Here is a 12,412-nt window from a genome sequence, read left to right as displayed (position 1 = left end):
GATGAGAGCAAAATACTAAATCATCTGTTTTAAGCGGTAGAGAGCATCCAGCGCTTGGCGCGGTGTTAACTCATCGGGGTCTATACTCGACAGCGCTTCTTCTACTTCGCTAGGCTCTGGAATTAAGCTGAGTTGATTGGCTATATCTACTTTCGGAGAGTCGGGCTGCTGAGTATCGGTGCTCAATTGCTCCAATTGAGATAACTTAGCTCTCGCTTGGCGAATGACACTTTTTGGTACGCCTGCTAGACCTGCAACGGCTAGACCATAGGACTTGCTAGCGGCACCTTCTTGAACGGCGTGCATAAAGGCGATGCTATCCCCGTGCTCTACCGCATCTAAATGGACGTTAGCCAAAGTAGAGATCTGATTCGGCAACTCAGTCAGCTCAAAATAGTGGGTCGCAAACAAGGTCATTGAACCCAGTTCTTTGGCTAGCCACTCTGCGCTAGCCCAAGCAAGCGATAGACCGTCATAGGTACTTGTTCCTCGGCCAATCTCATCCATTAACACAAGGCTATTCGCGGTAGCGTTATGTAGAATGTTGGCGGTTTCTGTCATTTCGACCATAAAGGTAGAACGGCCAGAAGCAAGATCGTCTGAGGCGCCAATTCGCGTAAATATGCGGTCGATGGGCCCAATAACTGCGGACTCCGCGGGAACAAAACTACCAATGTGAGCCATTAGCGCGATAAGTGCTGTCTGACGCATGTAAGTGGATTTACCACCCATGTTTGGACCCGTTATGATCAACATCTTACGCTGGCTGTGAAGCTCGATAGGATTAGCAATAAATGGCTCATCCATTACCTTTTCTACCACGGGGTGACGACCCGATTGAATCTTAATTCCGATCTCTTTTGAAAGAGTAGGACGACAGTAATCCAAGGTATCTGCCCGTTCCGCCATGTTTTGTAAAACGTCTAACTGAGAAGCCGCAGAGGCTAAGTTTTGCAACTTCTCTAAGTGAGGAAGCAACAAGTCAAATAACTGTTCCCAAATTTGTTTTTCTAGAGCAAGTGCTTTGGATTTTGAGTTGAGAACCTTGTCTTCGTGCTCTTTGAGTTCAGGTATAATATAGCGTTCTGCATTTTTAAGAGTCTGACGACGAACATAGTGCGGAGGAACAAGGTGGCTTTGACCGCGGCTGACTTGAATATAGAAGCCGTGAACATTGTTGTAGCCAACTTTTAGCGTATCTATATCGTGGCGTTCGCGTTCGTCTCGTTCTAGTTTTTCTAGGTATTCAGTTGCGCCATCAGCAAGGGCACGCCACTCGTCAAGTTCTGCGTTGTAACCCTCTGCAATAACCCCTCCATCGCGAATGACCACTGGTGGATTCTCTTTTATCGCTTGTTCGAGTAGATGACAAACCTCATCGATTGGAGCGACATAATCTCGGATCTTTTTCAGGTAAGGGTGAGTAAGAGATTGCGCGACTTGTGATAACTCGGGAAGTTGTTGCATCGCGTGTCTGAGCCTAGCGAGATCTCTTGGTCGAGCACTGCGCAGCGCCAAGCGAGCCAGAATGCGTTCAATATCACCAATCTGCTTTAGCACTGGCTGTAGATCTGAGTAAAGTGCGCTCTCTTTAATTTCGCTAATCGCATCTAGCCTTTGGTTAAGAGTTTCAACACAACGCATAGGTTGATGTAACCAACGCTTAAGCATGCGACTTCCCATTGGCGTGGCGGTGTGATCCAGCACTTCCGCTAGAGTATTGTCTAAGCCACCGGATAGGTTATGAGTGATTTCTAGGTTGCGACGAGTTGCCGCATCCAAAATAACCGATTGGTCTTGGTTGTCCAAAGTAAGTGAACGTATATGAGGTATCGCGGTTCGCTGAGTATCTTTTACGTATTGGATCAAACAGCCAGCTGCGCACAGGCCAAGTTCTGCATGCTCAACGCCAAAACCTACCAGATCACGAGTCCCGAACTGTTGATTGAGCTGCTGTTTTGCGGTTTCTAATTCGAACTCCCACACAGGACGGCGACGGTTGCCATTGCGAGTCTCCATAAGATGAACTGGTTCAAAGTCTTCTGGAAACAGTAGCTCTCTTGGTGACGTGCGCTGAAGTTCCGCTGCCATGGATTCTTCACTCTCTGGCTCCATAAGCTGGAATCGACCGGAAGTGAGATCCAGTGTGGCATAACCAAACTTGTTGTTGTGGTGATAGATAGCAGCAATTAGGTTGTCCACCCGTTCAGAAAGCAAAGCCTCATCAGTGACTGTACCTGGAGTGACTATTCGAACCACTTTACGCTCTACAGGACCTTTGCTTGTCGCAGGATCGCCAGTCTGTTCACAAATAGCGACTGACTCCCCCAGTTGAACCAGCTTGGCAAGATAGCCTTCTACCGCGTGGAAAGGAACGCCTGCCATAGGAATAGGCTCCCCAGCTGAAGCTCCACGTTTTGTTAAAGATATATCGAGCAGCTGAGAAGCTCTTTTCGCATCATCATAAAAAAGTTCGTAGAAGTCGCCCATGCGATAGAAGAGCAAAATATCTGGGTTTTCTGCTTTGAGCCTCAGATATTGTTGCATCATAGGAGTGTGTTTTTGTTCAGCTTTCACGAGTAATATCTTTTGTTTGATCAGATAGCGGCTTAGGATACGTGAATACGCGTGAGGCGAAAAGAGCAGGGTAGGGGATTTAGATATGGATAACATTGAAACGCTGTCAGCAGAGCTGGGTAAGGCTCTATTAAAAAAAGGTCTGATAGCCACCACGGCGGAATCGTGCACTGGGGGCGGAGTGGCCAGTGCCATAACAGAAGTTGCGGGTAGCTCAGCTTGGTTTGATCGTTCTTTTGTTACTTACAGCAATGACGCCAAGATGGAAATGCTTGAAGTTAAAGAGAAGACATTACAATCCGTTGGCGCCGTTAGTGAAGAGGTAGTCTGTGAAATGGCACGAGGAGCACTGCGCTTTTCAAAGGCCAACATTTCAGTTGCGATAAGTGGTATCGCGGGCCCTAGTGGGGCAACGGAAACTAAGCCCGTTGGTACGGTATGCTTTGGGTGGGCTTGCGAAGACGGCTGGCTTAAAGTGGAAACCCAGTGGTTTAAAGGTGATAGGTCTCAGGTAAGAGAGCAAGCGGTCGTCCATGCTCTTACCGAGATGTTAGATTATTTAAACCAGTGAGCGGTTAGCTTGGTTTTGTAATTTATCTCACAATAAAACAAGGCATTGGAAAATGAGTCGAAAAAAATGTCATACAGGTATAGACACTGTATGAATCAACAGTATAATGGCTGTCATTAACGAATCGCTCGTACGCCAAAATCAAAATGAATATACGCTCTCTCAAAGTCGAGTGAGTTGTTTGGAGAAAGTGATGGACGATAATAAACAGAAAGCTCTCGCCGCTGCGCTAGGTCAAATTGAAAAGCAGTTTGGTAAAGGTTCAATTATGCGCCTTGGTGATAACCGCGCAATGGATGTTGAAACTATCTCTACGGGTTCACTTTCTCTAGATATCGCACTTGGTGCTGGCGGTCTGCCAATGGGTCGTATTGTTGAGGTTTACGGTCCTGAATCATCAGGTAAAACGACGCTTACACTAGAACTGATTGCTGCTGCTCAGCGCGAAGGTAAAACTTGTGCGTTTATCGATGCAGAGCACGCGCTAGACCCTGTTTACGCTAAAAAATTGGGCGTAGATATCGATGCACTTTTGGTTTCTCAGCCAGACACGGGTGAGCAAGCGCTAGAAATTTGTGACGCATTAGCACGTTCTGGCGCAATTGATGTCATGGTTGTTGACTCTGTTGCTGCATTAACACCTAAAGCGGAAATTGAAGGTGAAATGGGTGATAGCCACATGGGTCTTCAAGCTCGTATGCTTTCACAAGCGATGCGCAAACTGACTGGTAACCTTAAACAGTCCAACTGTATGTGTATCTTCATCAACCAAATCCGTATGAAGATTGGTGTGATGTTTGGCAACCCAGAAACCACAACCGGTGGTAACGCACTTAAATTCTATGCATCGGTTCGTTTAGATATCCGTCGTACTGGCGCTATCAAAGAAGGTGATGAGGTTGTTGGTAACGAAACTCGAATTAAAGTCGTTAAGAACAAGATTGCAGCACCATTTAAAGAAGCCAATACTCAAATCATGTACGGTCAAGGCTTTAACCGCGAAGGTGAACTAGTAGATTTAGGTGTTAAGCACAAGCTCGTTGAAAAAGCGGGTGCATGGTACAGCTACAATGGCGATAAGATTGGTCAGGGTAAAGCGAACGCTTGCAAATATATGCGTGAGAACCCAGAAGTGGCACAAACTATCGATGCTAAACTTCGTGAGCTTCTACTGGTAACGGCGACACCTGAAGAGCCAGAAACTGGTGAAATGCCAAAAGAAGAAGAATTCTAAGCTGATAGCTTGAGTTCAAAAGTTGTATAAGCCTCGCAGTGCGGGGCTTTTTATTATCTACACACCGAGCTATGTACCGAAAAAATACGACTTCACACTTGTCTAGTAGAGAAGCTGCAATCCAGTTACTCAGCCGAAGAGATCACGGCGAACAGGAGCTTTATCACAAGCTAGTTGCCAAAGGCTATAGTGACGATCAAGTAACAGAAGCGATCGCTTTTTGCTTAGAACACAAATATCTCGATGACCTCAGATATGCGAAAAGCCAAATTCGTCAGCACGTCTATAAAGGGCATGGCGAACGACGCATTCGACAAGAGTTGGCGCAAAAAAGAGTCGACGCAAACAACATTGAGCTTGCCATGTCAGAAGAGCCTCAAGATTGGTTTGATCTTGCAAAACAGGCAGCAGAGAAAAAATTTAAAGGTATCGCGGCAAAAGATCACAAAGAGAAAGCAAAGCAGGTGAGATTTCTCCAATACCGAGGTTTTAGTTTTGAACAGATCGAGTACGCGCTTTGCGAAATCGACCCTGATTAAATAGATAAATCCACTGTTTTACCTATCATTCTTCCCTCCAAGTGCTCTTTTCTACAAGAAAGCTAGTCGAAGCCTTAACCATGATCTACAATACGGCAAAATTCTAACTCGACTATTTCAGGAAGAGCTGCATGTACATGAGCACTGATGAGGTTCGTAACGCGTTCCTCAAGTTCTTTGAAAGCAAAGGACACCAAATCGTAGACAGTTCATCGTTGGTTCCCCATGACGATCCAACACTACTGTTCACTAACGCTGGGATGAACCAATTTAAAGATTGTTTCTTAGGCCTTGAGAAGCGCGCCTACACCCGAGCGACTACGGCTCAGCGTTGTGTACGTGCAGGTGGTAAGCACAATGATTTGGAAAACGTTGGTTTTACCGCCCGTCACCACACCTTCTTTGAAATGCTAGGCAACTTCAGTTTTGGTGATTACTTCAAAGAAGACGCCATCGCTTTTGCTTGGGAGTTTTTGACCGAAGTTCTGCAACTGCCAAAAGACCGTTTATTGGTAACGATTTACGAAACCGATGATGAAGCCTTTGATATCTGGAACAAAAAAGTAGGTGTTCCGGCAGATCGCATCGTTCGTATTGGCGACAAAGAAGGCGGTAAACCATACGAGTCAGATAACTTCTGGCAAATGGGTGATACTGGTCCTTGTGGCCCTTGTACAGAGATCTTCTACGATCACGGAGAACATATCTGGGGCGGCCGTCCGGGTACTCCTGAAGAAGACGGTGACCGTTTCATCGAGATCTGGAACAACGTATTTATGCAGTTTAACCGCCATGCGGATGGCACTATGGAGCCCCTTCCAAAGCCATCAGTGGATACGGGAATGGGAATTGAGCGTATCTCAGCTATTATGCAGGGCGTTCACTCAAACTATGAAATCGACGTTTTCCAGAAGCTAATCAAAGCGACCTCAGAAGTGATTGGCTATGAAGATCTGTCTAATCAATCGTTGCGAGTAGTTGCTGATCACATCCGTTCTTGTGCTTTCTTGATCGTAGATGGCGTGATGCTTCAAACGAAGGTCGCGGTTACGTGCTGCGCCGAATTATCCGTCGTGCGGTTCGCCACGGAAACAAGCTAGGTGCACAAGGAGCATTCTTCTACAAATTGGTTGGCATTTTAGCTCAAGTGATGGGCAGTGCAGGTGAAGAGCTGAAAAAACAGCAAGCGCTTGTTGAAAAAGTACTTCGCATCGAAGAAGAGAACTTTGGCCGCACACTTGACCGAGGCATGACTATCCTAAATGAAGCTCTGGACAGCCTTGAAGGAAAAGAGCTAGATGGTGAAACCGTATTTAAGCTATACGATACTTATGGTTTCCCTGCAGATTTGACCAACGATGTTGCCCGTGAACGCGACTTTACTATTGATGAAGCTGGCTTTGAAAAAGCGATGGAAGCACAGCGCCAACGCGCTCGCGAAGCGGGTCAATTTGGTACTGACTACAACGATGCAATCAAAGTTGATGCGCAGACAGAGTTCTGCGGTTACGCTGGCACTCAAGGCCAATCTTCAGTCGTCGCTATGTTTGTCGATGGTGAAGAAGTTGAAGCGCTTTCCGCTGGGCAAGCGGCTATCGTCGTATTAGAAGAGACGCCTTTCTATGCGGAATCCGGTGGTCAGTGTGGTGATGCAGGTGTGTTAAAAACAGCATCGGGTCTATTTAAAGTTCAAGACACACAGAAGCTTGGTAATGCCATCGCACACCACGGCGAACTGGCAGAGGGTGTATTAGCGAAAGCGGATCAAGTTGAAGCAAACGTTGATGCCGAGCGCCGTGCCGCTATTTCTCTAAACCACTCAGCGACTCACCTGCTTCACGCAGCGCTTCGCCAAGTCCTTGGTGAGCATGTAGCGCAGAAGGGTTCTTTGGTAAAACCAGACAATTTGCGTTTTGACTTCTCACACCTTGAAGCCGTGACGGCTCAAGAGCTAAAAGAAGTTGAGCGCTTAGTAAATGCTCAAGTTCGTCGCAATCACGTGATTCAAACTGACATCATGGACATCGAATCGGCTAAGCAGAAAGGTGCGATGGCACTGTTCGGCGAAAAATACGATGACGAAGTACGCGTATTATCTATGGGCGATTTTTCGACAGAGCTTTGTGGTGGTATTCACGCTGCCAACACCGGTGATATCGGCCTTTTCAAAATCACTTCTGAAGGTGGTATTGCAGCGGGTATTCGTCGTATCGAAGCGGTTACTGGCGAATCAGCATTGGATGTCGTTGACGCTCAAACACGTAATTTTGAAAGCAAGCTTAACGATGCTGCTAGTAAAGCGAAGGCGCTAGAAAAAGAGATCCAGCAATTGAAAGACAAGCTTGCGTCTCAAGCCAGCGCGAGTTTGACTGATCAAGTAAAAGACATTGCGGGTATTAAAGTTTTAGTCGCTCAACTTGACGGTGCAGACAATAAAGCGCTGCGCGGTATGGTTGATGACCTCAAGAACCAACTGGGTAGCGGCGTCATCATGCTTGGTAATGTGGCAGGTGACAAAGTTGGCCTGATCGCAGGTGTTACCAAAGATCTTACCGGTAAAGTGAAAGCTGGTGAACTGGTTAACATGGTAGCTCAGCAAGTTGGTGGTAAAGGCGGAGGACGCCCAGATATGGCTCAAGCAGGTGGCTCAGATGCAGGAGCTTTGCCAGCTGCTCTAGAGTCAGTAGATGCTTGGCTAGCTGAGCGTCTTTAACAGATAAATAATTTTACGCTCAATCAACAAGCTTGATTGAGCGTAATTTTTTCTGCATCAAGTCGGTATATTGAGCTCAATAAGTTGAGAGAATCTACCGGCTTGTTTTTTGTTTAACGACCCATAAATCTTTAGTTGGGTCACAAGAAGACTTTAGTCTTGGGAAGGTGAAGACTGGTGAAAAAGCCCCTTATCGTGCAAAAGTTTGGCGGAACGTCTGTTGGAAGTGTAGAACGCATTCACAACGTAGCTAAACACATCATTAAAGCGAAAGATGATGGTAATCAAGTAGTAGTTGTCGTTTCGGCGATGTCAGGTGAAACTAATCGCCTGATGGGATTGGCCAAAGAAATTGACAGCGTCCCGACAGCTAGGGAACTTGATGTTTTGCTCTCTGCAGGTGAGCAAGTGTCGATGGCATTGTTGGCGATGACACTGAATAAAATGGGTTACAACGCCCGCTCTCTAACCGGAACTCAAGCCGGTATTATCACCGATAATCAGTACAATGATGCTACGATTAAACAGGTGAATAGTGAAGTGATCCTGAACCTAATACAAAGTGACGAAATCGTTATTGTCGCGGGGTTTCAGGGGATCAACGATAATGGGGATATAACTACCTTAGGGCGAGGTGGCTCAGATACCAGCGCCGTTACCTAGCGGGGGCCTTAGGGGCTGACGAGTGCCAGATATTTACTGATGTTGATGGGATATATACATGTGACCCAAGAGTTGTTCCAACAGCAAGTAAGTTAGAGATTATCGATTTTCCGTCAATGGAGAAGATGGCACAAAAAGGGGCGAAAGTTCTGCATTTACCTTCTGTCCAATATGCGTGGCGCAACAATGTACCTCTTAGGGTGTTATCTAGCTTTGAATCAGGTAATGGCAGTTTAGTCAAAGGTGAAGTTTGTCAGTCGGATGTTTGTGGTCTCGCTATCGCGCGCGATATGTGTTTGATAAAAATACACAATGAGCAGTCCAGTGCCGTCATCAAGCAGGCTAAAATGCTCGGCATTGATATTTGGAATGTGATCGAGCGAGCAGAATGGACAGACATTATTATAAAACAGGACAGTGTTGCTAAATTGGCTCTGGTGTTCGAAGACAAAATCCGTAATAGTGAAGCGGTAAGTTTGCTTACAGCAGTAGGGCTGCAAGCCGAAGGATTGGTTGAGCATTCATATGAATTACTCGCAGCGCACGGTGTTGAAGTTAGGCATAGTGCACTCGATAAGCAATCATTAATGTTAGTGGTCGCGCCAGATCAGATAGATCGCGCTGCCAATATTCTCCATGATGCTTACATTACCTCAAGCGAAATGCCAACTATTGGTAAAAAACAGCTTATTTTAGGCTGATCTCAGTCAGATTGAGTTTACGTAACTGGTTTTTTTATTGGATAATAGCTTGGTAGAAAGATAAGTCAGAGATTACTCAAGGAGCAAAGAATGCTAATTTTGACTCGCCGCGTAGGCGAAACTCTAATGATCGGTGATGAAGTGACAGTTACCGTTCTAGGTGTTAAAGGTAATCAGGTACGCATCGGTGTTAATGCACCTAAAGAAGTATCCGTACACCGCGAAGAAATCTACATGCGCATTCAAGCAGAAAAAGGTAATGGTAACGTTGCATCGGGCAACTACTAATTACAGGAAAAAGGCTGACATTTGTCAGCCTTTTTTATTGCCATTTGTTTTAAAAAACAGGTGAAAAGGGCGATTTCACGTCGCTTTGATTAAATAGCCAACGGTTGGCTGTTTTTTTACTGATTTTGCCAAGAAAATGTTTGACATATTTTCGGTAAATCGTAATATGTGCCTCCGCAAGACGGTGAGGTGGCCGAGAGGCTGAAGGCGCTCCCCTGCTAAGGGAGTATACGGTTTGTAGCCGTATCGAGGGTTCGAATCCCTCCCTCACCGCCATTCTTGCTGCTTTGAAACAAAGCAATGCGCGCTCGTAGCTCAGCTGGATAGAGTACCTGGCTACGAACCAGGCGGTCGAAGGTTCGAATCCTTCCGAGCGCGCCATATTTCCTTACCAGGGAATAAAACGGTGAGGTGGCCGAGAGGCTGAAGGCGCTCCCCTGCTAAGGGAGTATACGGTTTGTAGCCGTATCGAGGGTTCGAATCCCTCCCTCACCGCCATTAATTGGCCTATGGTCAATTTTTTTGTTTCAAAGATAATAAAGTGTGATATATTTCACATCCTGCGCGCTCGTAGCTCAGCTGGATAGAGTACCTGGCTACGAACCAGGCGGTCGAAGGTTCGAATCCTTCCGAGCGCGCCATTTCTTCTTTATTGAGGAAGACAATACAAGGGTATTGCCCTGATATCGTTTGAGATATTAAAAATCACGCGTCCTTAGCTCAGCTGGATAGAGTACCTGGCTACGAACCAGGCGGTCGGAGGTTCGAATCCTCCAGGACGCGCCACATTCTTGTTTCTTTCAAAAGAAAGTGACAATCAGCGCGCTCGTAGCTCAGCTGGATAGAGTACCTGGCTACGAACCAGGCGGTCGAAGGTTCGAATCCTTCCGAGCGCGCCATCATTACTAGAGCCCTGCAAATGCGGGGCTTTTTTGCATTTAACATTTTGTTATCTTTCTTGTAACCTACGTATTACAACTAATTGTAATTAAAGGGAAATTTCTGGTTTTTTTAACCCACTCTCAGTAATTCATATCAATATCGATTAAGTTCAGATAATCGTCAGTTATTTATGCTTCCATGCACGTATATTACAGAGTTATGTGATTTGTGTGACGATTATTTCCCTAGATGTGTGCTTTATCATCAAGTGTACATTAAACAAAATTGACAAACTTTAACCAATCGAGATAATCCTACACCACTTGTCAGGAATTAAAGCACGTCTGTGTGCGGCAAGTACGCGGCAAAATGAATTTGACGCTTGTCAGGATGACACTGAAAGGAAACAAAAATGGATAATATTGGAAGTCTGCTAGTAGATGCGGCGACCCTGATGGCAACAGGTATGGTCGTTGTATTTCTTTTCCTCACTATTCTTGTATATCTCGTGCGGCTGATGTCTTCGCTAGTACCAGAAGAAACGCCTGAGCCGATCGCGACACCAAACCAAAATAATAGGGCACAAGCCCCATCTTCTGCTGTTAGCCCAAAGGTAGTTGCGGCCATTTCCGCTGCGGTACACCAATATCGTACCTCTACCGCTAAATAGCATTTTAAATTTAAAAGGAGTTAATGAGCATGTCTAAACCACTAGCTATTACCGATGTGGTACTTCGTGATGCGCATCAATCACTGTTTGCTACACGTATGCGTATTGAAGATATGTTACCAATAGCCGCTGAACTGGATAAAGTTGGCTACTGGTCTTTGGAAACATGGGGCGGAGCAACATTTGATGCTTGTATTCGCTTTTTGGGTGAAGATCCGTGGGAGCGTTTGCGCGAACTAAAAAAGGCGATGCCAAATACGCCAATGCAAATGTTACTTCGCGGTCAAAACCTATTAGGTTACCGTCACTACGCAGATGACGTTGTTGAAAAGTTTGTTGAACGCGCGCACGCAAATGGTATGGATGTATTCCGCATTTTTGATGCGATGAATGACGTTCGCAACTTCCAAAAAGCAGTGAAAGCAGCGGTTGATGTAGGTGCACATGCTCAAGGTACCCTTTCTTATACTACTAGCCCTGTACACAACACTGAAACTTGGGTTGATCTCGCTAAGCGTCTAGAAGACTTAGGTTGTCACTCTCTTTGTATTAAAGACATGTCTGGCTTGCTTAAGCCTTACGAAGCTGAAGAGCTTATCGGCCGTATTAAAGAATCGTGTGATGTGCCTCTAGCGCTTCACTGCCATGCGACAACAGGTCTGTCGACAGCAACAGCAGTAAAAGCGGTTGAAGCTGGCGTTGATATCTTAGATACCGCCATCTCTTCAATGAGCTGTACTTACGGCCATACGCCGACAGAAACTGTAGTAGCAATGCTGCAAGGGACTGAACGCGACACCAATCTTAACCTTGATCAGATTGAACCAATTGCTGCTTATTTCCGCGAAGTTCGCAAAAAGTACGCGAAGTTCGAAGGTCAGCTTAAAGGTGTGGACTCTAGAATTCTTATTGCGCAAGTACCTGGTGGAATGTTGACTAACATGGAAGGTCAGCTAAAAGAGCAAGGCGCAGCGGATCGACTAGATGAAGTGTTAGAAGAGATCCCACGCGTTCGCAAAGATCTGGGTTTCATTCCTTTAGTGACACCTACGTCTCAAATCGTCGGTACTCAGTCAGTCATTAACGTACTTACTGGTGAGCGCTACAAGAGCATCACTAAAGAAACGGCTGGCGTTCTAAAAGGTGAATACGGGGCAACGCCAGCAGAGGTTGATGCCGAGTTGCAAGCGAAAGTTCTGGATGGTGGAGAGGCGATTACTTGTCGTCCTGCAGACCTGCTTGAAGCTGAACTGCACACCTTAACTGACGATCTGCTAGCTAAAGCCAAAGATGAAGGTATCGCGCTGGCAGAGGAAACAGTAGATGACGTATTAACTTACGCCTTGTTCCCTCAAGTGGGCCTTAAGTTCCTTAAGAACCGTAACAACCCAGAGGCTTTCGAGCCTGCTCCGGGTAAAGAAGAAGCACCAGTTGTTGCACCGGCAGCCGCTGCTCAAGGTGGTATTGAAACTTACAGCGTGAAAGTTGACGGTCAAGTGTACGACGTTGAAGTTGGTCCGCAAGGTCAAATCAGCGCAGTGGCTCCAACAGGTCAACCGGCGGCGCCAGCAGCT

General features: G+C 46.1%; 7 protein-coding genes, 6 tRNA genes and 2 pseudogenes. 14 read left to right on the top strand and 1 reads right to left on the bottom strand.

Going from position 1 to position 12,412, the window contains the following annotated elements:
• Positions 1–15: 15 nt before the first annotated feature.
• The gene (gene mutS / locus BLO31_RS04915; RefSeq protein WP_070963218.1) at positions 16–2,577 is read right to left on the bottom strand and encodes a DNA mismatch repair protein MutS; all 2,562 of its coding nucleotides are present in this window, start codon (positions 2,575–2,577) and stop codon (positions 16–18) included.
• Positions 2,578–2,662: 85 nt separating this feature from the next.
• On the opposite strand from mutS, the gene BLO31_RS04910 reads away from it, so the two are divergent.
• The 14 genes and pseudogenes from BLO31_RS04910 to oadA form a co-directional block, all read left to right on the top strand.
• On the top strand, positions 2,663–3,148 hold the full coding sequence (locus BLO31_RS04910) for a CinA family protein (protein WP_070963143.1): 486 nt from the start codon (positions 2,663–2,665) through the stop codon (positions 3,146–3,148).
• A 193-nt stretch (positions 3,149–3,341) separates the two neighbouring features.
• Positions 3,342–4,382 carry a recombinase RecA gene (recA, locus tag BLO31_RS04905; RefSeq protein WP_070963142.1) on the top strand — a complete coding sequence of 347 codons (1,041 nt, stop codon included), beginning with the start codon at positions 3,342–3,344 and terminating at the stop codon, positions 4,380–4,382.
• Positions 4,383–4,453: 71 nt separating this feature from the next.
• Entirely contained in the window at positions 4,454–4,921 is a 468-nt protein-coding gene (recX, locus tag BLO31_RS04900) for a recombination regulator RecX (protein ID WP_070963141.1), read from the top strand.
• A 131-nt stretch (positions 4,922–5,052) separates the two neighbouring features.
• A pseudogene (gene alaS, locus BLO31_RS04895) lies at positions 5,053–7,634 on the top strand (alanine--tRNA ligase).
• Positions 7,635–7,811: 177 nt separating this feature from the next.
• Positions 7,812–8,998: pseudogene (locus BLO31_RS04890) on the top strand (aspartate kinase).
• A gap of 90 nt (positions 8,999–9,088) precedes the next feature.
• The gene (gene csrA, locus BLO31_RS04885) at positions 9,089–9,286 is read left to right on the top strand and encodes a carbon storage regulator CsrA (protein WP_004415691.1); all 198 of its coding nucleotides are present in this window, start codon (positions 9,089–9,091) and stop codon (positions 9,284–9,286) included.
• 183 nt (positions 9,287–9,469) lie between these two features.
• A tRNA-Ser gene (locus tag BLO31_RS04880) sits at positions 9,470–9,562 on the top strand.
• Between the two features lie 28 nt (positions 9,563–9,590).
• Positions 9,591–9,667 (top strand) — tRNA-Arg (locus tag BLO31_RS04875).
• 24 nt (positions 9,668–9,691) lie between these two features.
• Positions 9,692–9,784, top strand: a tRNA-Ser gene (locus tag BLO31_RS04870).
• A 66-nt stretch (positions 9,785–9,850) separates the two neighbouring features.
• Positions 9,851–9,927, top strand: a tRNA-Arg gene (locus tag BLO31_RS04865).
• Between the two features lie 68 nt (positions 9,928–9,995).
• A tRNA-Arg gene (locus BLO31_RS04860) sits at positions 9,996–10,072 on the top strand.
• A gap of 36 nt (positions 10,073–10,108) precedes the next feature.
• Positions 10,109–10,185, top strand: a tRNA-Arg gene (locus BLO31_RS04855).
• 395 nt (positions 10,186–10,580) lie between these two features.
• Positions 10,581–10,838: an oxaloacetate decarboxylase subunit gamma gene (locus BLO31_RS04850; RefSeq protein WP_070963140.1), complete on the top strand. Its 258-nt coding sequence runs from the start codon at positions 10,581–10,583 to the stop codon at positions 10,836–10,838.
• A gap of 29 nt (positions 10,839–10,867) precedes the next feature.
• Positions 10,868–12,412 (top strand): sodium-extruding oxaloacetate decarboxylase subunit alpha (oadA, locus tag BLO31_RS04845; RefSeq protein WP_070963139.1); only part of this gene is annotated, 1,545 nt, incomplete at its 3' end.

It is taken from the genome of Vibrio sonorensis (genome assembly GCF_001854765.1).
GTDB classification, from domain to species: Bacteria; Pseudomonadota; Gammaproteobacteria; order Enterobacterales; family Vibrionaceae; genus Vibrio; species Vibrio sonorensis.
Note: the sequence above shows the minus strand (reverse complement) of the source record. Positions and strands in the feature narration are given on the sequence as shown.